General features: G+C 37.3%; 15 protein-coding genes. 11 read left to right on the top strand and 4 right to left on the bottom strand.

The genetic code is table 11. From position 1 onward, the window contains the following. Positions 1-127 precede the first annotated feature (127 nt). From BMW39_RS12595 to BMW39_RS12555, 9 genes are all read left to right on the top strand, one after another. The gene (locus BMW39_RS12595) at positions 128-4,492 is read left to right on the top strand and encodes a CusA/CzcA family heavy metal efflux RND transporter (RefSeq protein WP_072410604.1); all 4,365 of its coding nucleotides are present in this window, start codon (positions 128-130) and stop codon (positions 4,490-4,492) included. Position 4,493: 1 nt separating this feature from the next. After that, positions 4,494-5,768 (top strand): efflux RND transporter periplasmic adaptor subunit, encoded by a 1,275-nt coding sequence (locus BMW39_RS12590; RefSeq protein ID WP_028123472.1) that lies wholly within the window; start codon positions 4,494-4,496, stop codon positions 5,766-5,768. A gap of 125 nt (positions 5,769-5,893) precedes the next feature. Continuing rightward, positions 5,894-6,772, top strand: a complete 879-nt coding sequence (locus BMW39_RS12585) for a bestrophin family protein (protein ID WP_028123473.1) — start codon at positions 5,894-5,896, stop codon at positions 6,770-6,772. 26 nt (positions 6,773-6,798) lie between these two features. Then, positions 6,799-7,695 (top strand): cation diffusion facilitator family transporter, encoded by an 897-nt coding sequence (locus tag BMW39_RS12580; protein ID WP_034975918.1) that lies wholly within the window; start codon positions 6,799-6,801, stop codon positions 7,693-7,695. Positions 7,696-7,806: 111 nt separating this feature from the next. After that, entirely contained in the window at positions 7,807-9,801 is a 1,995-nt protein-coding gene (locus tag BMW39_RS12575) for an LTA synthase family protein (RefSeq protein ID WP_034975916.1), read from the top strand. Positions 9,802-9,812: 11 nt separating this feature from the next. After that, a complete protein-coding gene (locus BMW39_RS12570) occupies positions 9,813-10,274 on the top strand; it encodes an MgtC/SapB family protein (protein WP_034975913.1) in 462 nt (153 codons plus the stop codon). A 27-nt stretch (positions 10,275-10,301) separates the two neighbouring features. Continuing rightward, a complete protein-coding gene (locus BMW39_RS12565) occupies positions 10,302-12,350 on the top strand; it encodes a heavy metal translocating P-type ATPase (RefSeq protein WP_034975911.1) in 2,049 nt (682 codons plus the stop codon). Between the two features lie 210 nt (positions 12,351-12,560). Then, a complete protein-coding gene (locus BMW39_RS12560) occupies positions 12,561-13,352 on the top strand; it encodes a phosphatase PAP2 family protein (RefSeq protein WP_034975909.1) in 792 nt (263 codons plus the stop codon). A gap of 444 nt (positions 13,353-13,796) precedes the next feature. Then, entirely contained in the window at positions 13,797-13,991 is a 195-nt protein-coding gene (locus tag BMW39_RS12555) for a hypothetical protein (protein ID WP_034975906.1), read from the top strand. 285 nt (positions 13,992-14,276) lie between these two features. Here BMW39_RS12555 and BMW39_RS12550 read toward each other — a convergent pair whose 3' ends face one another. The 4 genes from BMW39_RS12550 to BMW39_RS12535 all read right to left on the bottom strand — a co-directional run bounded on the left by BMW39_RS12550 (position 14,277) and on the right by BMW39_RS12535 (position 18,621). Next, a complete protein-coding gene (locus tag BMW39_RS12550) occupies positions 14,277-15,497 on the bottom strand; it encodes a hypothetical protein (RefSeq protein WP_034975904.1) in 1,221 nt (406 codons plus the stop codon). Further along, positions 15,494-15,940, bottom strand: a complete 447-nt coding sequence (locus BMW39_RS12545) for a QcrA and Rieske domain-containing protein (protein ID WP_051879933.1) — start codon at positions 15,938-15,940, stop codon at positions 15,494-15,496. The genes BMW39_RS12550 and BMW39_RS12545 overlap by 4 nt, the downstream gene beginning before the upstream one ends. Before the next feature lie 2 nt (positions 15,941-15,942). Next, entirely contained in the window at positions 15,943-17,145 is a 1,203-nt protein-coding gene (locus BMW39_RS12540) for a di-heme oxidoredictase family protein (protein WP_034975902.1), read from the bottom strand. Between the two features lie 720 nt (positions 17,146-17,865). Beyond that, positions 17,866-18,621: a hypothetical protein gene (locus BMW39_RS12535; RefSeq protein ID WP_034975900.1), complete on the bottom strand. Its 756-nt coding sequence runs from the start codon at positions 18,619-18,621 to the stop codon at positions 17,866-17,868. Positions 18,622-19,179: 558 nt separating this feature from the next. On the opposite strand from BMW39_RS12535, the gene BMW39_RS12530 reads away from it, so the two are divergent. Beyond that, positions 19,180-20,646 (top strand): hybrid sensor histidine kinase/response regulator, encoded by a 1,467-nt coding sequence (locus tag BMW39_RS12530; RefSeq protein WP_034975898.1) that lies wholly within the window; start codon positions 19,180-19,182, stop codon positions 20,644-20,646. Positions 20,647-20,650: 4 nt separating this feature from the next. Further along, positions 20,651-24,265 (top strand): response regulator, encoded by a 3,615-nt coding sequence (locus tag BMW39_RS12525; RefSeq protein ID WP_034975897.1) that lies wholly within the window; start codon positions 20,651-20,653, stop codon positions 24,263-24,265. The last annotated feature ends 14 nt before the right edge of the window (positions 24,266-24,279 follow it).

The raw sequence follows: 24,279 nt of genomic DNA, 5'->3' as shown, positions 1-24,279 counted from the left end.
GTCAAAACAGTTATGGAAACATTGCAATAGCATTGCGTTGTATTCTTACTCATTTTTGTCGCTCGATTTTTAGAACAAATAGTTGTTCCAAAAGGTAGTTGTGACATTCAATAAAAATTATATTCTCATGTTAGATAAAATCATAAGATTTAGCATCAAGAACAAGATTGTCATTGGTATAATGACCTTGTTGTTGATTATTTGGGGAGTTTGGAGCGCAACCAAACTTCCGATCGATGCCACACCCGACATCACCAACAATCAGGTTCAAATAATCACGGTATGTCCTACTTTGGCCGGTCAGGAAGTTGAACAGTTGGTGACATTCCCTATAGAACAGAGTATTGCTAATGTTCCTGATATTGAGGAGACCAGAAGTATTTCACGATTCGGTTTGTCTGTAATCACTGTTGTATTTAAAGAAGAGGTTGACGTTTATTTTGCCCGCCAATTGATCAGTGAAAAGCTGAAGCAGGCTGCTGAAGAAATTCCAAAAGGAATTGGCACACCAGAGTTGGCTCCGGTAAGTACAGGACTTGGGGAAGTATATCAATACATCCTTCATCCAAAGAAAGGAAGTGAGAAAAAATACGATTCCAAAGAACTTCGTACAATGCAGGACTGGATCGTTCGAAGACAGCTTAATGGTACTCCCGGAGTTGCAGAGATTAACAGCTTCGGAGGACAGCTAAAACAATATGAGGTCGCTGTTAACCCTGATCGTCTACGAGCGATGGGAGTTAGTATTTCTGATATTTTTGCAGCTCTTGAAAAAAATAATCAGAACACAGGCGGAGCCTACATTGACAAAAAGCCTAATGCTTATTTTATCCGTGGAATTGGACTTGTGACCTCTCTTGAAGATGTTGGGAATGTTGTAGTTAAAAATGAAACAGGGAGTGTGCCTATATTCATTAAAGATGTTGCTGAGGTTCGTTTGGGAAGTGCGGTTCGATATGGTGCCATGACATTTAATGGTGAGGTGGATGCTGTAGGTGGAGTGGTGATGATGCTTAAAGGTGCTAATAGTAATGAGGTAGTGCAATTAATCAAAGAAAAAATACCAACTATTCAAAAATCTTTACCTACTGATGTGATTATTGAGCCTTATTTAGACAGAACTAATCTAGTTGGCAGAGCTATTGATACTGTCGAGAAAAATCTTATCGAAGGAGCGTTGATAGTGATTTTTGTGCTGGTAGTATTTCTCGGTAATTTACGAGCCGGTCTTATTGTGGCATCTGCCATTCCGTTGTCCTTACTCTTTGCTTTGGGAATGATGAACGTTTTCGGAGTAAGTGCCAACTTAATGAGTTTAGGGGCGATTGATTTTGGATTAATTGTCGACGGAGCTGTTATTATTGTTGAAGCGACTCTTCATCACTTAGGATTGCGGAAAACAACACGTCTTCTTACCCAGTCTGAGATGGATGAAGAGGTATTTCTTTCAGCTTCTAAAATCAGAAGCAGCGCAGCATTTGGGGAGATTATTATTTTGATTGTCTACATTCCTATTTTAACGTTAGTAGGTGTTGAGGGTAAGATGTTTACTCCGATGGCTAAAACTGTAGGTTTTGCAATCTTTGGTGCATTGATATTATCATTGACCTATATTCCAATGATGAGTGCACTTTTTTTATCGAAGAAAATCTCGCATAAAGAAAATTTCTCAGATAAAATGATGAACCGACTCCAAAAAATCTATCAACCTCTACTAGAGAAAGCTTTAAAAGTAAAATATTGGTTAGTAAGTGTTACTGTTGCATTATTTGCAGTTTCATTATTTATATTTGGAAGAATGGGGGGCGAGTTTATCCCTCAACTCCAAGAAGGTGATTTTGCTTTTCACTGTATTCTTCCACAGGGAAGTTCATTAAGTCAGAGTATTGAAACCTCTATGCAGGCCTCCAGGCTGATCAAGCAGTTTGACGAAGTTAAAATGGTTGTAGGGAAGACCGGTGCTGCTGAAGTGCCTACTGATCCAATGCCTCCTGAAGCTACTGATATGATGGTGATCTTAAAACCGCAAAGTGAATGGAAAACAAAAAAATCATATGATGAATTAGCAGATGAGATCTCTGAAAAGCTTGAAGCTATTCCCGGGGTATTTTTCGAAAAAAATCAACCGATCCAGATGCGTTTCAATGAGTTGATGACAGGAATCAGACAAGATGTAGCGGTTAAAATTTTCGGTGAAAATTTAGATTCTTTAGCGATATATGCGGATAAAACAGCAAAAATTATTCAGTCTGTTAATGGTGCGAGTGCTCCACAGATCGAACGTGTTAGTGGTCTTCCGCAAATTAATGTTGAATATGACCGCACAAGAATGGCTAATTACGGGCTGAATATTGAAGACGTAAATACTGCTGTAAGTACTGCTTTTGCAGGTCAGGCTGCAGGTCAGGTATTTGAGAATGAAAGAAGGTTTGATCTGGTGGTTCGTTTGGATAGTTTACATAGAACCAGTATTGATGATGTCAACAATCTGATGGTGTCTACGAAGACAGGAATACAGATCCCGCTTTCACAGGTGTCCAATATCAATTATAAACTTGGCCCCGCACAGATTAGTCGTGAGGCAGGTAAAAGGAGAATCGTCATTGGTTTTAACGTAAAAGGCCGAGATGTAGAAAGTGTAGTAGAAGAAATCCAGCAGAAGCTTAATAAAGAAAAATTACCATCAGGATATTATTATACATATGGCGGACAATTTGAGAATCTTAAAGCTGCCAGTAAACGACTGACCATTGCTGTACCTGTATCATTATTTTTGATCTTTATGCTGTTATATTTTACTTTTGGTTCGCTAAAGCAGGCTGCCTTGATCTTTACGGCAATTCCAATGAGTGCTATCGGCGGTATATTCGCGTTAATGCTTCGCGGTATGCCTTTTAGTATCAGCGCGGGAATTGGGTTTATTGCATTATTTGGTGTAGCGGTACTTAATGGTATTGTGTTGATCGGAACATTTAACGAGTTAGAGAAGGAAGGTGAAACCAATATTTTAAAACGTGTGATGGAAGGAACTAAAACTCGTCTGAGACCTGTTTTAATGACAGCCACAGTCGCATCATTAGGATTTTTACCTATGGCAATTTCAACCGGAGCCGGGGCAGAAGTTCAGAAACCTTTGGCGACCGTTGTAATCGGGGGACTGGTTACAGCAACTTTCTTGACTCTTTTTGTTTTACCGATGTTATACATTATCTTCAGTACTAAACTAAAAATCAAAAAGCCTTCAGGTAATAAGCCACTGACAGCGGTTTTAGTTTTAGGTTTTTTATTCATTGGACAGACCTTTAACGCACAACAAGGTACCCCTGTTACAGTTGAGGAAGCTACGAGCATCGCATTGACCAACAATAATTTAATGCGGTCGAAAGATTTGGATATTAAAGTAACAGAGGCACTGAAACCTACTGCTAAAGAACTTCCAAAAATGAGTTTAGATGCTCAGTTAGGCCAATACAACAGTAAAAAATTCGATCAATCTTTTTCTATATCTCAAAGTATTCCGTTTCCAACATTGTTTAAAGCAAGAAGAGAACTTATCGCTGAACAGATCAAAGGAAAGCAGATCAATAAGGAGATTTCGGTCAACGAACTTGCAAGACAGGTTAGGACCTATTACTATCAGATCGAATATCTGCAATTTAACCAGTCAAAATTAAAAAATCTGGATAGTTTATATCAGGATTTTATAAGAATTGCTACGGTCAGATTTAAATCAGGAGATATTAAAAAGATAGAGATCAATACTGCAGAAACTCAGAAAGGGGAGATCAATTTGTTGTTGAAGCAAAATGAAGTTTATTTGAATAATGCATACAAAAACTTAAAAACCTTATTGAATACTTCGGGAGACATCTCGGTTCCTTATAACACAAATTATGAGCCCCTGAAAGCTAATTATGTATTTGACAGCGCGTCAATAGCGAATCATCCAACAGTAAGGTCTTACTATCAGGAGATGACCATAGCAGAAAAAAATAAAAACGTTGAAAGGTCTCTGGGCCTACCTGATTTCAGTATAGGTTACACCAATCAGTCTTTAATCGGTACCCAGACGATCAATGGTATGGATCGGAATTTTAATGCGGGAAATAGATTTCACGCAGCAACTATTGGCGTTACGATTCCCCTGACTTTCGGTGCTACAAAAGCGAGAATGCAATCTTGGGAGTTCCAAAAGCAAGTAGCGGAATCTAATGCAAAATTACAGCAAAAACAGCTGGAAGCGCAACTGGAAAACGCTTTGAATCAATATCAGCAGGATGTAGAGCAATATAATTATTATATTAATCAGGCTATACCCAATGCTGAGAAAATAGCTAAAGCCGGACAATTGGGATATAAAACAGGAGAAATTTCCTACGTTGAATATCTTTTTGCGCTTCAGACTTCTACCAATATTCAATTAAAGTATCTCGAATCGATTCAACAGGTTAATCAATCTGTTATTACCATTAATTCTATCATAAACAAATAAAATGAAAATTAAATATAATATAGTATCTACGCTGTTAATTTCTTTTTTAGTCTTAAGCTGTGGAAAAAAAGAAGCCTCTGAGGAAACGGAAGTAAAAGCAAAAACCGAACAGGTAGAGGAGGCTCATGAAGAGGCACCGCAAACGATCGCGGCATTAACAGAAGAACAAATGAAAGCAGTCGGAATCTCCTTAGGTAAAATTGAGATGAAAGATCTGACCTCACTTGTTAAAGCCAATGGTGTATTGAGTGTTCCCAACAATAGAAAAGCTACCGTTACCTCTCTGTATGGTGGGGTGATTAAGACATTAAATGTACAGATAGGAGATCATGTGAGGAAAGGGCAGGTAATTGCATCAATCAATAATCCCGAGTATATTCAGCTTCAGGAGCAATATCTTACAGTGAACAGCAGGATCGCGTTTGCTGAACAGGAATATAGAAGGCAACGTGAACTATTTGATAATGATGCCGGAGCAAAAAAGAATCTGCAAAGCTCTGATGCTGAATTAAAAAGTTTAAGAACCCAAAGATCATCACTACAGAGACAGCTCCAGCTTATGGGGATCAGCCCGGGTAAAGTAAGCAATGGTAATCTACGATCTGGGTTGGTTATAACTTCACCGATCAGTGGAACCGTAAGCAGTATCAATGCGCAGATTGGAAGTTATGTTGATGTGGCATCACCAGTTCTTGATATTATTGATAATAGTTCTATCCATTTAGATCTTCAGGTTTTTGAAAAGGATCTACCTAAAATGAAAGTTGGACAAACTGTACAGTTTAAGCTGACCAATAATCCGGAAACTTTGTATAACGCTACCGTATTTAGTATCGGGTCGTCATTCGAAAATGAGAGTAAAACGATCTCTGTACATGCGAGTGTTACAGGAAATAAAGTGGGGTTGATCGATGGGATGAATGTTACCGGAATGGTAAGCCTTGGAAACTCAAGCACCGCTGCCGTTCCTGATGAAGCAATCGTGGAAGCTGACGGTAAATTCTATGTTTTCATACAGACTTCTAAAAAGCCTGAAGAACATGCTGAAGAGGAAGAAGGGGGTGAGAAAGAGGAAGGTACAAAAGAGGCAGCGCATACCAAGAATCAAGGAAAAACATTGAATTTTGAGAAAATAGAAATTGTTAAAGGTTCTTCAGATCTAGGTTATACTGCAATCACTCCAGTGACCAAAATTGCACCTGATACAAACATTGTGGTAAAAGGTGCATTCTTCGTCAATGCTAAATTATCTAATTCAGGAGGGCATGAAGATTAGATTTATTATTACGAAAGCCTTTATATAAAAGTTTCAGCTGTAATAAAAAATAACATTATGCTACGAATCGAATTAAATCGTGAACTACGTATCATAATGTTATATCAAATCTATAAACAAAAGTTATGTTACTAAACAAGAAAATTTCAATCTGGTATTTTATTGATCAAATTAAAAGCCAAATATTACTGATTGTTATACTTGCTGTAGGTATAGGTTTGTTGGATCTGCATCCTATTTTCAAAAAAATATCAATTCCATTAAGCATTCCCGCAATTTTAGGAACTGCTGTATCACTGCTACTTGCATTTAGGACGGCGCAGTCATACGAGAGATGGTGGGAAGCAAGAACCGTTTGGGGTGCTATTGTTAATGATTCCAGGTCTCTTATCCGATTAATTATTCAGTTCATTCCTCAGGATAGTGCGGACGTTAAAATATTTGCAGAAAGACAAATCGTATGGGTCTATGCGTTAGGCGAAGCATTAAGAAAACAGCCTTTTTCCGGTAAAGTAGGGGAGTATTTGAATATGCATCAGATTAACGCTGTTAATATACCCAATGCAATTTTGGATGAACATTCTTATCACTTAAGACAAATAGCCGAAAAAGGATTGGTATCAGATTTCAAGGAGGTTCAGCTTAACGAAGTTCTCATGAGGCTGTGTGACAATATGGGAAAATGTGAAAGATTGAAAAATACGGTATTTCCACGTGCCTATAGTATTTTACTGCATACTCTTATATATGTTTTTGCTTTTATACTCCCTTTCGGATTGGAAGATTCCCAGCTCACCTTGGAAATTATTACAACGATCACTATTCCTCTGCTATTTATAGCCATTGAGAAAACAGCAATCATCATGCAGGATCCTTTCGAGAATACTCCTGTGGATACGCCAATGACATCTATTGCACAAACTATAGAAATCAATATTTTACAGATGATCAAAGAAAATGATATTCCTGTTAAAAAAGAAAATAATACTTACTTCGAAATGTAGAGTCAATCTAGTAAATACATAAAATTATGAGCGACACAAATAAACAGACTGGATCTGCATCAAGCAGACATAAGAAAAATTTACTCATCGTCCTAGCACTAAGTGGTACTTATCTTATTGCTGAAGTCATTGGAGGAATTGCAACAAAAAGTCTTGCATTGCTTGCGGATGCTGCTCACATGCTAACAGATGTTGTCGGTTTACTCCTAGCATTTATTGCAATCAAAATTGGTGAGAGAAAGGCTAGTCCTGAAAAAACATTTGGGTACTATCGCACAGAGATTTTGGCTGCTGTGATTAATGCTGTTGTGCTATTGGGTATCTCATTATTTGTTTTATATGAGGCATTTCAAAGATTTAAAAATCCTCCTGAAGTGCAAAGTGGCTCCATGATGATCGTTGCAGGAATTGGTTTTGTGGTCAATATCATCGGTATCCTTATCATAAGAAAGGACTCCAATGAAAGTCTTAATATGAAAGGTGCTTATTTTGAGGTCTTGTCGGATATGCTGACATCCGTAGGAGTAATGATCGCAGGTGTGATAATGCTGACAACACAATGGTATTACGCAGATCCGATCATTTCTGCGGCAATAGGTCTATTAATCATTCCCAGAACCTTAAAGTTGCTTATGGAAGCGGTTAATGTCTTATTGGAAGGTACACCGAAAGATGTAGATATCAGCAAGCTTCGATCTTCACTGGAAGAACTTTCGGGAATCAAGGAAATCCACGATCTACATGTCTGGTCGCTTACATCAGGCGTTAATGCCATGAGCGCACATGTGATTGCAGATGATAACAAAAATCGCAATGAACTCCTGCAAATATTAATAGATAAAGCAACGACAGATTTTAAAATAACCCATACCACTTTTCAAATCGAATATGAAGGTTATGATGAAACTGAAATACACTTGTAGATGAATGATCAGAATAGATTGAAAATGAAATGAAATCTAAATGATTATTTCTATATCAAATAAAATTGATTTCTAAAGAATTAATGATGTAATCACTTATAAAACTTGTTTATGAAACTAATTAAAATTAAGCGAAGCAGTTATAGCCTGCTCATTAATTTTTTCTTATTATATATAATTTTTTCCTTTGTCCTCAGGATAGGATTTTCTATTGCCAGCCTTCAAAAGGCAGAGATTAGTTTTCTTTCATTGCTGAATGTATTTGCTCTGGGATTTTTATTTGATATAGGGGTAGGGGTGTTTTTTGTGCTACCGTACAGTCTGTACCTGCTTTTATTTCCTCAGAAATATAATAATTCGCTTTTCAATAGAGCTATGACTTTTTTTTGCTTTAATGTAGCTGTGCTTATATTGTTGTTTTCATTTTTTGCTGAAGTAACATTCTGGCAGGAATTTGAAAGCCGGTTTAATTTTATTGCAGTTGATTATCTGGTTTATACCTATGAAGTAATCAATAATATTAATGAATCATATCCTTTGCCATTGCTCATTACAGCCATGTTAATAATGACTTCTTTGGTGTTTTTACTTTTCTATAAAAGGCATTACTTCACAGATAATTTTAAGGGCAGTACACCTTTTTTACAAAGATTCTTTATCTTTTTCGGATTGCTTTTCATTTCAGTCATTTATGCATTTTTTATTGACAACAGTTTAGCAGAGAATAGCGAAAACAGGTATCGGAATGAGCTGTCAAAATCAGGAATCTATTCTTTTTTTTCTGCATATAAAAATAACGAGATCAATTATGAACACTTCTATAAACTCATCGATAATAGGGTGGCGTTTAATATTGTGAGAACTGATCTCCAGGAATCTAACTCAGATTACTTATCAAATGATTTCTCAATCTTACGTAACATTAAGGGAGCTGACTCCTATGAGAAGCCCAATGTTATTATGATCACATTGGAAAGTTTCAGTGCAGACTTTATGAAAACATTTGGCAACAATCAGAATCTGACACCTACGTTGGACTCATTGGCGAATCAAAGCATTTTATTTACCAATATGTATGCTACCGGAACAAGAACCGTGCGAGGAATGGAGGCACTTTCACTTGCCGTTCCGCCTACACCGGGGAATAGTATTGTCCGCAGGAAAGAAAATGATAATCTGAGCACTGTAGGATCGATCTTCAGTCAAAAGGGATATGATACTTCTTTCTTATATGGTGGTGATGGTTATTTTGATAATATGAATAATTATTTCGGTAATAATGGATACACAATTGTAGACCGGAAAAGAAATTCTTTTGTAGGGGAAGATTATCAGTCTCCAAGAATACCAATAGAAGACAAGGAGGTCACTTTTGAAAATGCCTGGGGTATTAGTGATGAAAATCTTTATGATCAGGTGATAAAGCAAGCAGATCAAAAATTTGCAGCGGGGAAACCTTTTTACGATTTTGTAATGAACACTTCCAATCATCGTCCTTATACATATCCTGAAGGAAAGATTGATATTCCCTCGGGATCGGGAAGGGAAGGCGCCGTGAAATACACAGATTATGCGATCGGTCAGTTTTTTAAAAAGATAAAGAATAAATCCTGGTACAAAAATACCATTGTTATAATTGTTGCAGATCATTGTGCCAGCAGTGCGGGCAAGAACGATATCGATGTCGCAAAATACCATATCCCTGCAATGATTGTCAACCTGAACGACAACGAACCATTCAGAATTGAAAAAATGTGCTCTCAGATCGATTTGTATCCAACACTTTTCGCACTTTTAGGTTGGACATATCAGAGTAATCTTTATGGTAAAAATGTTTTAGGCGAAAGCTATATTCCAAGAATATTTGTAAGTACCTATCAGAAACTTGGATATATGGAAAACAACAAATTGGTTATTCTAGGTCCACAGCAAAAAACAGAGACGTATTTGTATGACAAGGAGAAAAATAAACAAAATCCAGAGATGCTGTCTGAACAGTATGTAAAAAAAGCGATAGCAAATTATCAGTCGGCCTACTATCTTTTCAAGAATGAAGGATTAAAACAGAAGCGGATTAAAAAGGGAAATATAACCACAACTAGATAAAGTGATATAAAATGGATCTAAAATTTGAACTTTTACTTGCCGGAAAATTATTATTAGCACTGTTTTTTGGCGCGATAATAGGTTTCGAAAGAGAAACTGCCCATAAAGATGCAGGGGTTCGCACTTTTGGCGTTCTCTGTATGGCTTCTTGCTTATTTGTGGCAGTTGCCTCGCATCTTACAGATGATAAATCTGCAATAGCGAGAATGTTGGCGGCGATACCTGCCGGTTTAGGATTTATCGGAGCTGGACTGGCATTTAAAGATAGTTCCAAAAGCATGCAGGGGCTTACAACATCCACTGCTTTATGGGCTGCATCGGCAATAGGATCTGCCCTTGCACTGAACATGTTTTTGTTATCTTTTTTAGCAACTGTTCTTACCTTGTTCATCTTAAGTATTAACAAATTTGGCTGGTATAAAAAAATTCTAAAAACCGGAAGACAATCAGACCAGGATATATATATAAAGTAACCTAAAAATCATAAAAATAATATTATTATGGAACATAAACACATCTACGACGAAAATGGAAAGCAGCTCTGCTGTACTCCACAGGAAGGCAAAATCTATAAAGATGCTGGAGCCAAAAAATTAGTTGAAGAAGACGGATGCTGCGCTCCAAAGAAGAAAACGGAAGATCATCAACATACAGATGATGATGGACATGATCATGCAGAAACTGATAAAACAGCGTTTCAGATGTTCTTGCCTGCGATTATTTCTTTGGTATTGTTATTAGCAGGCATTGCATTGGACAATTACATTAAGCCTGAATGGTTTAAAGACTGGGTACGAATTGTCTGGTACGGTGTTGCTTATCTACCGGTAGGTCTACCTGTTTTAAAAGAGGCTTTTGAGAGTATCAAACAAGGTGACGTGTTTTCAGAATTTTTCCTTATGAGCATTGCAACAATTGGAGCATTCATTATCGGAGAATTTCCTGAAGGAGTAGCGGTTATGTTGTTCTATGCAGTAGGAGAGGTTTTTCAGACTCTGGCTGTGTCGAGAGCTAAGACCAATATTAAGGCTCTTTTAGATCAACGTCCTGATGAGGTAACGATTATTGAAAATAATCAGCCTAAAAAAATCAAAGCTGCCGAAGCAAAAATCGGGGATACTATTCAGCTAAAATCAGGTGAAAAACTGGCATTGGATGGAGAACTGATCTCCGATTCTGCGTCTTTCAATACCGCAGCATTAACTGGAGAGAGCAAACCTGATTCTAAAAATAAAGGGGAAACAGTTTTAGCCGGAATGATCAATATGAACAGTGTAGCTTTGGTTAAGGTTAATACGGCTTATGAGGACAGCAAACTCAGCAAGATCCTCGAACTTGTACAGAATGCAACAGCTCAAAAAGCTCCAACTGAACTTTTTATCAGAAAATTTGCGAGAATATATACACCGATCGTAGTAGCGTTAGCTGTTTTGATTTGCATTGTACCTTATTTCTTTGTTGATGATTATGTTTTCAGAGATTGGTTGTACAGAGCATTGATATTCTTAGTGATCTCTTGTCCGTGTGCATTGGTGATCTCTATTCCGCTTGGCTATTTTGGAGGTATCGGAGCCGCGAGCCGCAACGGTATTCTATTTAAAGGAAGCAACTTTTTGGATAAAATCGCTGAGATTCAGAATGTGGTAATGGATAAAACCGGAACTATGACGGAGGGTGTTTTCAAAGTTCAGGACGTTACCATTGAAGAGGAATTTGACAAAGATGAGATTCTCCAATTGGTCAATGTTGTTGAAAGTAAAAGTACCCATCCTGTGGCTACTGCTGTTCACGAGTTTGTAGGAGAGATCAACAATTCGATCAATTTAGAGGATACTGAAGAAATTGCAGGGCATGGGCTTAAAGCGAGAGCTAATGGGAAGGAAATCCTGGTGGGTAATTTTAAACTATTGGATAAATTTAAGATCGGTTATGATGTAGACCCATCCAAAATCGTATATACGGTGATAGCTATCGCATATGATGGAAAATTTGCAGGATTCATTACGATTGCCGACCGAATCAAGGACGATGCAAAGCAAGCAGTTGAAAAACTTCATAGCTTGAATGTAAAAGCGACTATGCTAAGTGGTGACAAGACAACTGTAGTAAAATATGTGGCTGAGCAGATCGGTATTGACAATGCTTTTGGAGACCTGCTTCCGGAAGATAAGGTCAACAAGGTCAAAGAAATCAAAGCAAGAAATGAAAGTGTGGCTTTTGTTGGTGATGGTGTAAATGATGCGCCTGTAGTAGCATTAAGTGATGTTGGAATAGCAATGGGTGGACTTGGCAGCGATGCGACCATCGAAACTGCCGATGTTGTGATCCAGGATGATAAACCATCAAAAATACCTATGGCGATCAATATTGGAAAGAAGACCAAAAGGATCGTCTGGCAGAATATCATTCTTGCCTTTGTTGTAAAAGCCATCGTGCTCGTACTTGGAGCTGGTGGACTGGCTACGATGTGGGAAGCTGTATTTGCTGATGTGGGAGTTGCTTTGATTGCAATACTCAATGCAGTCAGGATTCAAAGAATGAAATTTTAAAAGAGATTATCACAGATAAAAATAGAGCAAATTCTAGTATCCTGTTTCCTTAGGATATTACAATTCTAAGGAAAATTTGCCTCCACTCATATTATTAAGATTGAGTTCCCATAAAAGATGGGAACAGGGAAGTTACATCCAATTTTACGATATAAAATTGAATACTATTAATGTTAGATCCGAACAATAAAAATCAGAAATATAATTTTTATGTGGACTTATGTAAAAAAAAACTCAATACTAATCCTTTTACTGAAATTCTCTCTAAGTATTTATGCTCAGGATAGTTTGTCATTGCAAAAAACTGCTCAACAAGATTCTTTAATAATAAGAGATGATACTTTGGATTATAAAAAACTTATTGTTCCGGTTAGCTTGATATCGGCAGGTGCAATTGGTTTTACAATTCCTGAAATCAAAAAGTTTGATTATGATGTGAGAAGGGAGGTAAACGATCATACATTAAACAATTCAAAATTAGACAACTATACCTTATTTGTACCAGCTGCGCTCGTTTATGGTTTAAACATAGCGGGTGTTCGAGGGAAACATAACTTAAAAGATCGAACGATCATTTTAGCAACATCACAAGCTATCTTATTGGCAATAGTTATTCCTTCAAAATCATTGATCGGCAGGGAGCGGCCTGATCAATCAAATTATATGTCATTTCCCTCAGGTCATGCAGCGATCGCATTTTCAACTGCACAGTTTATGTTCAGAGAATATAGGGACAGCAATTATTGGATCAGTCTGTCAGGATATCCGTTTGCCATTTTTACTAGTGTGTACAGAATCATCAATAATAAGCATTGGGTTACAGATGTCCTGTCTGGTGCTGGTATCGGAATTTTTTCTACTGAGATAGCATATTGGTTATATCCAAAGATCAAAACTTTATTTAAAAGTAAGAATGAAAAAACATTATCTATGATTTCTCCTTATTTCCAGAAGAGTTATCAGCAGAAAAGTTTGGGTTTGAATTACCAGCTATTTTTTTAAATGAGAAATTATGGGATTTAAAAGACGATTTAGGAGACGAATAATCAGGAGGGGAAAGCATCGGCTTGCGTCAGAAGATATATTCTATTTGATAGTTTTTAGTATCCTGATACTATCTCTTATAACATATGGATTTAAGAAATATTTTCATCCTGTCAAAGACCATCATTTTAAATATCATCAAAGTAAAAACTAATCAATCTACTTCCTAAAACGATCAATAGTTAACTATGGACAGATAGAAATAATATTTTTTTAGAGTAATGTTTTAACATATCACGTTTTTAAAGGACATTTAAAATTATTTAGATGTTTGAAGCAATATTGTTTAAAACAATGGAAAGTATTTAAAATCAGTAGATTATAGCTTTGTTTTGGCATCTTATTTGCCTTTCACAAATAACAACATATATAAATTAATATTCACCTTTAAATTAAAATGTTATGAACAGCGAAGATCAAAAAAAAGAGACACACGACCATCCAGAACATCACGAACACAAAGAACATCATCCGCACAAGGAACATCACGAGGGTCCTGAACATGCAGATGAGCCGGAGCATCACGATGAGGCCGAGCATCATCAAGAAAAAGAACATCACGATGAGAAAGAACATCATGATGAGAATAAGAAGTAAATAGCATAGTTCTTATAAATACTGAATTTCAATACTGGAATTCAGTATATTTTTAATAATATAATGTACCGTATTTTAATCTTTCTTCATAAGTGAGCATTTTCAAATATTAATATTTAATTGAGTCGTTATGTATAAAATCTAGATTGAATTCGCTAATTCCAGTAATCCTACGAAACAGTCTTTCTTGCTTTTTGTCCCTTAACAAAAACATAAAGAATATCCACGGAGTATTAACTCAAGAATGACTTTTTGCTCAATCCTAAGATCTGCGGAGGCAAATTATTAGAAATACGTTGAAATACCAAAGCTGAAGCCTACAGTTTTTGCCGCAGGGTTCGCAAAAATGTCTTTCTGTTTCTGAAATCTATAATTAAGTCTAAAAACAGTTTGTGCATTGGGTCTAAAACTGATTGCAGGCATAATACTCCATAAATCTTCTCCAATTTTGCTGTTGTCTTCTCTGAAATGACCTACGTTCCAATCTACATACTCTAAACGGCATGCAAGATTAACGGTTGCTCTTTCCCAATCCAAAATTTTTCTTTTAATTATTGGCTGAACAATGTCTATAAATCCTCCATGCTGCCTGTCTCCATATTGTTGTGTATAAGTTTCCGGGACATCTACTTTAACCCAAGCCCATTCTGCAGTAATTAAAGTTCCAAGGTTTGGAAGTGTATTATTATAATCCAATGCAAATACCCGAACCCTTCTTTTATCGTCAACCTGAAGACCTTCATCCTGAAATTTATTATAGATTCCTCCCATATAAGAGACTCCAAATTCTCCTGCTTTTTCATGTCTTGTGGCAATTTTTGCTGTTAAAAGAGGAACACCGCTGTTAATTTCTTCAAAACGTTCAGGATTACTTTTGGCAGCAGGTAAGTACGTTTTGTTTTGATTATTGTCAATAATTGAATTATCAAAATTTCCTGATAGATATACCTCGTATCCGAACATCCACTCGGCTTTATACATTTTTCCATAAAATCCGAAACCAGCATTACTGAATGTAGCAGGCAACATTTCTGTAGCAGATATAGGACGATCGGTAAACTCCCATTTCGGACCGTCATGATTTTGGTTGAAAGCACCAATTGGATTCATAATAATTCCTCCTCTCAAATTAAGCAAGGGATTAAACTCTACATCAATGGCAGCAAATTCAATATTAATCTCTTTACCTCCTTCTTCTAATTCTATTTCACTCAGAAATTTAATTTTTGAGGAAATTGTAGAAGATACAAAAAGTGTCATCCTACGTAATTGAAATTGATGTCCATCAGATATACCATCAGTGCTGATATGCTGCCAATTGGCTTCCGCATAGCCACCAATAGAGACAGGCACTTTCCCTAATCCTAAGAAGGGACGCTTGTAAACGGCATCCATGTTCAAAGAGCGAGAACTGTCTACAGGTATTCTTTTTAGTAATTCAGAATCTATCTGTGCTGTGGCTTCCTGAAAAATTAAAATTATAATTAGATAGATAATTTTTTTCATACCGGTTTTTTTAAAGAAATTTTCAAAAAATCCGATTCTATGTATACTGGAAATTTTCTTAAGGTCTGATCAGCAGGACCGTTTTGTACTAAACCTTGGTTGGAAAATTCACTACCATGTGCAGGACACTGTAGCTTATCTCCAAATACTTGTAACTGGCTACCCTGATGGGTACATTGCATCCATAATGCTTCATACTCAGTTTCCGAAAAACGAAATACACAAATGGGATATTTGAGAGATTCATTTTGAATAATTACATAGGATAATTTTTTGTCAGGATATTTTGTATCCATAAAATCCTCCAAAGGCAATATGATATAATCGTCTTTAATCGCTCCTGAAATCATTTTATTGCTTATACACCCTGAAAGAATGGGAGGAATTGCAGTAAAGCCTAAACAGACCAAACTGCATTTTTTGAGAAATTCAAGTCTGTCCATAATTATAAGGATTTCAAAAATTTAATAATAGCTTCTTTTTCTTGGACTGGTAATTGAGTGTAATTGGTTCTGCTGGTTGCAGCCTCTCCCCCGTGAAGCTGTATTGCTTCTTCTATACTTTTTGCCCTGCCATCATGCATTAAGAAGTATTGACCGCCTTGTGATTTTGGAGATAAACCTAACCCCCACAGTGCAGGCGTACGCCATTCATAAGTTTTCGCAGTGCCTTCCGTATAGTTGTCATCCAAAGAAGCACCCATATCATGAAGTAATAAGTCTGTGTACGGATAAAACTTTTTATTGGATAATGGTGAAATTGAGGAGGATGAAGTTTTCAGTTCCGGGACATGACATTTATTACAACTTATCTGAGAAAATATAGTCTGACCTTGTTTAATGATACTATTTTCTGCGTCTCGCTGAATAGGTGTTTTCAATGTACGAAGATAAAATACAACATCTGCGATGGTCTTATCAGAAACTTCGGGATCAACATTCATTCCTGAATAAACATCGTGAGGATTAAAAGTTGAAGTAATGCCCATATCTTGATTGTAAGCATTAACGGTTTGTTGTAGTAAACTGTATGTGGATGCCTTTTTACCAAATCTTCCGATATACTTCCCTCCTTTTGTTACAGCAAAGAAGAATGGTGCTTGATATGCCGGAAGATCAATATAATTGGGGACTCCTGAGATGCCATCATTATTTGTATCACAAGGGTCAGCCATTGCCAAAATATCCATATCAGAAACCAATTCAATAAAACCTAATCCGGTATTGGCAGGCGGAGTAAATTTAGAAAATGTTGCTCCGGGAGGAATTGCTTCCGGAGTATAACCTGGTATCGCCCTATTTTGCAATTGAGGACCACCTAAAAGCAAAAATAAATTTCCTGTTTCGTCAGTCTGTCCAAAACGTATAAGAGTAGTAAAGGGAGTCCCTTTTCCATCACCAGCATGACAGCTTCCACAACTTGTTGCCACGAAGGTTGGACCAAGACCTTTCCCGACCGTGAAGGTTTCATCGTTAAAGGCGATATCCCCTCGCAAAAATTGTTGGTTTTCAGCATATGATAACCCCACAATGGAGCCATCAAGTAATTCACTCTCATCTATCGCTTCAGGCTGAAGTTTATCACAAGCTTGTACGATCAGAAAAAGAAGATAGAAAATTATAATAATAGGTATATATCTCTTGCTCACGTTTTTTTTTCAAATATAATAAAAAGTTAGATTAATCTAACTTTTTATTTCGCTATGTCTAATTATTTTTATGACTGCTGTGCATTTATAGCAAACACTATAAATAAAGATTAGATAATTTGAAACGGAATTTAATCTCAGGATATGTGCTGTTAGGATATTTTTCTTGAAAAACAATAACCTTTATCGCATAGTAAATTAATGTGGATATTGAACAGTCCTAGTGTACAAATTTTAATAGCCAGACGAAACAGTTGGTTGCCAAGTGCTAAGGTTGACCGTCTTAATAGTAGTAGGTAATTATTTTTTGTAAATTATACAATTTTACCATCTAAACTTACCAAAGATAAAAAGGATGATAGTTCATTAATGATTTTTGGTTTGGGGATTTATATCAAAAGCGAAAAATGATTAGGGCAGGGTATATTTGTTATTTGAAAATCTGTGGATTATGGAAGAGATAGAAAAAAGATCTACATTTATTTGTGAAAAATAAAAAAAAACATATCTTTGCACCAGTAAAAACGACGCACTCTATTTTTGTTTATTAAAGTGACCTATTCGGTGACCTAAAAATAAGAGAACGACATAAAGCTTATGGATAGGGAGTTTTTCAAATAAGAACAAGTCCCGTCCGGATCGCAGATGATTTTCATTATTCATCAAAAAAAACCTTAAGCAATTTGCTTAAGGTTTTTTTATTTTTAAATTCTATGATTTCTAATTGAGTCTTCTACTTAGAAGTACATTGAGTAGAAAAGTACCTGCCCAACTGTTTGTCAAATTATCAATACGCACAGCAGATACAGTTAATCTTGTCCTTCCCGAAGTTCCATTATTAAGAATCGAGATCACATTTGCTACATAAGCATCTGGCAATGCAGAATTGTTTCCCACAGTCAACTGAGGATAGAGGTTGGTCAGATTGAATGGACTTCCCTGGAACTCGTAAACAATGATCATCTTTGCTGGGGTATTTGCGGCGGAGTTTGTGGAAGATTTCGAAATCACCAACCAATTGTCACTATCGTAGGTGCTCACAGAATGGTTTGTGAAATCATCTGTAAATTGATTATGAGGTGGTATTCTGAGTTGAGCACCGTAAATATCAAGATTTACAGAGGATTTGATAGGCATCCATAAGCCAGGTGCGGGAAGTTCTTTGGTGTCAAAATAGTAGAATCCAGTCGAGCCAATGTTGATGGCGGATTGCGAAGAAGTTCCAGTTGCTATGCTATTCACGTAGATGAGTGTAGAATGTGCTGTAGCAGGCGTGCTGTTGTTTCCTATGGCCTGCGCTCTGGCTCTATCCATATTCGGGATGATGATGCCATCTTTGATCTCTGGGTTCAGGGTTCCAGTTGGGCGTGCTGCGGTAATGTCCAATGTGCTTTTTGGGGAATCATTATTAATTCCAACTTGTGCAAAAGTGTAGGAACTGATCATCAGCATTGTGAAAATATATTTTTTTTTCATTTTGAATTTGATTTAGATTGAGCTGACCACAATAGACAAATTATCCGGAAAATATCTCATTAATGATTTCAAGAAATGTCTGTCTATTTTAGGTGGTTATTGTATCGTTTTTTTGCCTACTTCCATTAAAATAAAAAACGATTTTAAGTTAATGGAGGAAGATTTAATTAAAGTGTTAAAATTAGTGAAAAAATATTTTATTGTTAATATGAAGCAATGTGATTTTTTATTTTGATTTGGAATCCTTTGTTAGAATGAGTTTCGGGAAAATCACATTTTGTTCGTGTAGTTGATATCTGTAACATGATTTAGTTGTGAGTCAAAGAAGTATTTACAGGAACGTTTTAAATTATATTTTCACGTGTTTTATTTTTATATCAATATCAATTCAGTGGAAGCATTTGGAATAATTGAATAATAATATATTATGAATAATCAAAATTTTATTCAAATGATTTATTTCCTAAATATACTTGTGATAATGGCGTGCTTTTTGAAAATATGTGAGTATTTTTGAAATTAAGGAATGTAAACCAGGTATTAGACCAACTATATATTATGATTTTAATTGTCGATGATAATCAGAACAATATTTATTCATTAAAAAAATTACTGGAGTCGAAAGATTTTCAGGTAGATACGGCGGAATCTGGCGAACAGGCGTTGGTCAAAGCACTCAAAAATAATTACGCGTTGATTATTTTGGATGTTCAGATGCCAGGAATGGATGGCTTCGAAGTCGCAGAATCTTTTGCCGGATACAGCAAGACCAAGGATATTCCCATCATATTTTTGTCAGCTGTCAATACAGAAAAACAATTTATCACCCGTGGATACGAATCTGGCGGTATCGATTACGTGACCAAACCAATTGATCCGGAAATCCTTTTGCTCAAGGTAAAAACATTCTACAATCTTCAGGAGAATAATATTGCAATGCGCAGAAGCCAGCAAAGTCTGGAGTTGGAAGTGCAAGGCAGAAGGGAAGCCCAAGTGACCATGCGATCTGAGATCGACCACTTCCACCTGATGTTGGAAGCGTTGCCACAGATCGCCTTCACTTTGGATGCAGACGGCGCAGTGACTTTTGTAAACAGCAAATGGTACGAATATTCGGTTTCCGAAAAGGTGTTTCCAGTGGCGCATCAAGATGATCATAGCATTCTGATGGAATTTGAGCGTTGTCGAAAAAATAAAAGAGCTCTACAACTAGAGATCAGGATCAAGAATATTAAAACAGGAGAATTCCGCTATCATCTATTGAGAATGTCGCCGGTTTTCGATGGGAAATCTATTAAAAACTGGGTCGGAACTTTCACGGATATCGACGATCAAAAGAAAGTTGAAAAAGAAAAGGACGAATTCCTAAGTATCGCTAGCCACGAGCTAAAAACACCGCTGACGAGTATCAAGGCTTACATGCAGCTGCTGGAACGTAAACTTAGGACCAATGAAGAAAATGCGGAGGTCAACTATGTTAGCAAAGCCTTGTCACAGGTGGAAAAACTTAATAGCCTGATCACTGATCTTTTGGATGTTTCCAAAATCGATAACGGAAAACTGAAGATCAATAAAAAACGAGGCAATCTGGAGAATGTGATTAATAATGCAATCGATACAATCATCCAGACACACGATGATAAAGTCAAAATTAGCAGACACGGCTTCATTCCGGATATCGAAATTCCTTTTGATGAGATAAGAATTGAGCAGGTCTTAATTAATTTTTTGACCAATGCTATCAAATATTCGCCCGAAAACAATCAGGTGATTGTCACAACGTTTGTAGATGAGACGCAAGTGAGAGTCAGCGTAACAGACTTCGGGATCGGGATTCCAGATTTCAAACAGGATGCTGTTTTTAAGAAATTTTACCGTGTGGAAGAGTCTTCCCTGCAATTCCAGGGAATGGGAATTGGTCTTTACATCTGTTCCGAAATTATCAAGCAACACGATGGAACGATTGGATTATCCAGTGTGGTAGAGGAAGGTTCTACATTTTATTTCACATTACCTTTAAATTAATTTTATGCCGAGAAAAGTTATCAGAAATCTACAAGTTGGGATTGGATTTTCTTTATTTATATTAATTGCGAGTTCAATTGCATCGTATTGGAGCATCCAAAAACAAATGCAGCATCGGGAAAACGTTTCCAAAAGCAGAAAGTCTATGACCGCTGTGAAGGATGTTTTGATCGCGCTTTTGGATGCCGAAACAGGGAACAGAGGATTTCAACTAACGGGAAAAGAAGGCTTCTTGGAGCCTTACAACCGCAGTATCAAAGAATATTCTAAAGCGATAGCGCTGGCCAAGTCATTTGATATTGATAACAAAGAACAGCTTGAACGCCTGAAAAGTCTGGAGCAGAATGTGGATGGCAATATGAGCAATCTGAAACAATTTGTCCAGAACAAGCGCAACGGCATCGCGATGACCCAGGATCAGATGATGCTGAGCAAAGTGTATATGGACAAATGCAGAATTCTTGTCCATAATTTCGTACAGTTCGAAGAGGCACAGTTGGCGCAAAAGAACAAGGACCTCGACAGTTCATCCAATACAACCGTTTTATTCATCCTATTTTCTGCACTGGCAGCCATCGCTGTTACCGTGTTTTTCTATATCAAACTCCGCAACGATCTACTGAGGAGAGAAAAACTTGAGAAGGAACTCAAGGCAAAAGACCTGGAGATTTCCAGACGTGTCAGTGTCATTCAACAGGTGGCAAACCGAGTTTCAAATGGCGATTATACGCAAAGATTAACTGATGATTTTGATGGTGACTTGGGCGACCTCGTTGAGTCTCTGAATCATATGACAGATTCCTTGAAGGAAGCATTTGACAAGATCAACCAAAGTGATTGGCATCAGAAAGGTTTGGCTTTGATCAATGAATCTTTGGTCGGAAACAAGTCTGTAAGCCAAGTAACCATCGATTCTTTAAACCAATTGATTGAGTACGGAAATTGTACCAATGGAGCCGTTTATCTGTTCGAAGAAGGTGTTTTAAGACTTACCACAGCTTTCGGATTGGAAAACAATATGAAGCAGACCTTTGATCCAGGAGAAGGAATGGTCGGTCGGGCTTTTGTTCAAAAAACACCAAAGGTTTATAATGACCTTGATGAAAATGATTTCGCCGTAACCTTTGCAACCGGAAAAGTGAAAATCAATGGAATCGCTTTGATCCCGATCATGTTGAATAACGACAGTATAGGAATTCTGGAACTAAGCTCTAATTCAAACTTTGAACAAGAACAGATCGAGTATTTTGCTGAAAGTAGCCGAAACATTGCTATCGCACTCAATGCTGCAAAAGGCCGCGAGAAAGAGCAGCGTTTGTTGGAAGAAACCCAAGCACAATCTGAGGAGTTGCAAGTGCAGCATTCCGAATTGGAAAATCTGAATACAGAATTGGAAGCGCAGACCCAAAAACTTCAGGCCTCCGAAGAAGAACTAAAAGTGCAGCAGGAAGAACTGATGCAGACCAATACAGAATTGGAGGAAAGATCCAAATTGTTGGAAGAAAAGAATCACCTGATCGCTGAACGAAATTCAGAAATTCAGAAGAAAGCGGAAGAACTTGAATTAAGCACCAAATACAAATCTGAGTTCCTGGCGAATATGTCCCACGAGTTGAGAACACCGCTGAACTCCATTCTACTTTTGTCCAGGTTGATGGCAGAAAATTCTGATGACAATCTAAACGAAGACCAGGTCGAATCTGCAAAAGTGATCCAAAGTTCAGGAACAAGCTTATTGACCTTAATTGATGAAATACTAGATCTGGCGAAAATCGAATCTGGAAAAATGTCCCTCGAATATGAGGAAGTAGCTTTGGATAATGTCTTGAGAGACCTTAAAAATCTAATGGGTCCAGTAGCCAAAAACAAAGGCATCGAATTTAATATCAATATTGAAAATGATCTCGCAAAAACAATCGAGACAGACCGTTTGCGTCTGGATCAGGTGTTGAGGAATCTTCTTTCCAATGCTATGAAATTTACAAAAGAAGGTAGCGTTGAATTGAGTATTAAACAAGATCCGAAGAATGAAGACCTCATTATCTTCTCTGTAAAAGATACCGGAATTGGAATTCCACAGGAGAAGCAAATGGTGATCTTCGAAGCCTTCCAACAAGCCGATGGATCGACGCAAAGGAAATTCGGAGGAACAGGTCTCGGACTTTCCATCAGCCGTGAGATTGCCAAATTACTTGGAGGCGAATTGGTTCTGGAAAGTGAAGTGAATGAAGGTAGCGAGTTTAGTCTAATCATTCCAAAAAACGAAAAAACGAAGATCAACAAAGTTCAAAAGGACCAAATCACCGATCAGGTCATCCGTCAGGAAGATGTAGAGGAAGTGAAAAACATCATCGATTACAACGAATACGGCATTTCAACGCCGATCAATGATTTGCAGATCCCGGAAGATGTTGCCGATGATCGGGATAACATTAAGGAAGATGATAAAGTCATTCTGATTGTAGAAGATGACACCAATTTTGCCAAAGCGTTACTGAAATATGCAAGACGTCAGGACTATAAGGGCATTGTAGCTGTGAGAGGTGATCATGCGATTTCTGCAGCTTTGAGATATCGTCCAGCTGCAATTTTGTTGGATGTTCAGCTTCCTGTGAAAGATGGTTGGCAAGTGATGGACGAGCTGAAGGCCAATCCTCAAACCAAACCGATTCCTGTCCATATGATGTCTTCCTTGCACGTAAGACAACAAAGTTTGATGAAAGGCGCGATCGATTTTATTAATAAACCTGTCGCGATGGAACAGATGTCGGAGGTTTTTGCCAAGATCGAAGATGCACTGAAACGGTCACCGCAGAAAGTATTGATCGTGGAGGAAAATGCAAGACACGCGAATGCATTATCATATTTCCTGAGCAATTTTAATATTTCATTGTCTGTCGAAGATAATTTGGAAGACAGTGTGAAAGCTTTGACCTCCAACGAGGTTGATTGTGTGATCTTGGATATTGGACCAGCCAGAGGAAATGGTTATCAGATCATCGAATCGATAAAGACCTACGAAGGTCTGGAAAACCTACCCATTATTATTTTTACCGAGCGCAATTTATCTAAATCAGAAGAACTGAAGATCAAACAGTACGCAGATTCTATAGTGGTGAAAACTGCCCATTCTTACCAAAGGATCTTAGATGAGGTCGGTTTGTTCCTACATTTGGTGGAGGAGAAAAACAGTTCTGTGGAGACCATCAGAAATAAAACTTTGGGATCATTGACGGAAGTCCTGAGTGGGAAGAAGATCCTGATCACAGATGATGACGTCCGCAATATATTTTCACTTTCCAAAGCGCTGGAAAAATACAAGGTAGAAGTGGTTTTGGCGATGGATGGCAAGCAGGCCTTGGATCAGATCAAACTGAATCCTGATATCGATGTCGTTTTGATGGATATGATGATGCCGGAGATGGATGGCTACGAAACAATCCAGGAAATCAGAAAAATGCCGAGCTTCAAGAGGTTGCCGATCATTGCAGTCACTGCAAAATCGATGATCGGCGATCGGGACAAATGTCTGCAGGCTGGTGCATCGGATTACATTACCAAACCTGTGGATATCGATCAATTGCTATCTTTGCTACGTGTTTGGTTATATGAGAATTAAAAACTGTTTGAATT

Origin of the sequence: Epilithonimonas lactis (assembly GCF_900110605.1) — a bacterium.
Taxonomy (GTDB): Bacteria; Bacteroidota; Bacteroidia; order Flavobacteriales; family Weeksellaceae; genus Epilithonimonas; species Epilithonimonas lactis.
This window is presented reverse-complemented; position numbering and strand designations above follow the sequence as displayed.

Coding starts and splice junctions, on each gene's coding strand:
- BMW39_RS12545 (WP_051879933.1), bottom strand. CDS start 15,940: ATGGACAGACTTGAATTTCTCAAAAAATGCAGTTTGGTCTGTTTAGGC.
- BMW39_RS12525 (WP_034975897.1), top strand. CDS start 20,651: ATGCCGAGAAAAGTTATCAGAAATCTACAAGTTGGGATTGGATTTTCT.
- BMW39_RS12530 (WP_034975898.1), top strand. CDS start 19,180: ATGATTTTAATTGTCGATGATAATCAGAACAATATTTATTCATTAAAA.
- BMW39_RS12560 (WP_034975909.1), top strand. CDS start 12,561: ATGTGGACTTATGTAAAAAAAAACTCAATACTAATCCTTTTACTGAAA.
- BMW39_RS12590 (WP_028123472.1), top strand. CDS start 4,494: ATGAAAATTAAATATAATATAGTATCTACGCTGTTAATTTCTTTTTTA.
- BMW39_RS12580 (WP_034975918.1), top strand. CDS start 6,799: ATGAGCGACACAAATAAACAGACTGGATCTGCATCAAGCAGACATAAG.
- BMW39_RS12585 (WP_028123473.1), top strand. CDS start 5,894: ATGTTACTAAACAAGAAAATTTCAATCTGGTATTTTATTGATCAAATT.
- BMW39_RS12575 (WP_034975916.1), top strand. CDS start 7,807: ATGAAACTAATTAAAATTAAGCGAAGCAGTTATAGCCTGCTCATTAAT.
- BMW39_RS12550 (WP_034975904.1), bottom strand. CDS start 15,497: ATGAAAAAAATTATCTATCTAATTATAATTTTAATTTTTCAGGAAGCC.
- BMW39_RS12565 (WP_034975911.1), top strand. CDS start 10,302: ATGGAACATAAACACATCTACGACGAAAATGGAAAGCAGCTCTGCTGT.
- BMW39_RS12535 (WP_034975900.1), bottom strand. CDS start 18,621: ATGAAAAAAAAATATATTTTCACAATGCTGATGATCAGTTCCTACACT.
- BMW39_RS12555 (WP_034975906.1), top strand. CDS start 13,797: ATGAACAGCGAAGATCAAAAAAAAGAGACACACGACCATCCAGAACAT.
- BMW39_RS12595 (WP_072410604.1), top strand. CDS start 128: ATGTTAGATAAAATCATAAGATTTAGCATCAAGAACAAGATTGTCATT.
- BMW39_RS12570 (WP_034975913.1), top strand. CDS start 9,813: ATGGATCTAAAATTTGAACTTTTACTTGCCGGAAAATTATTATTAGCA.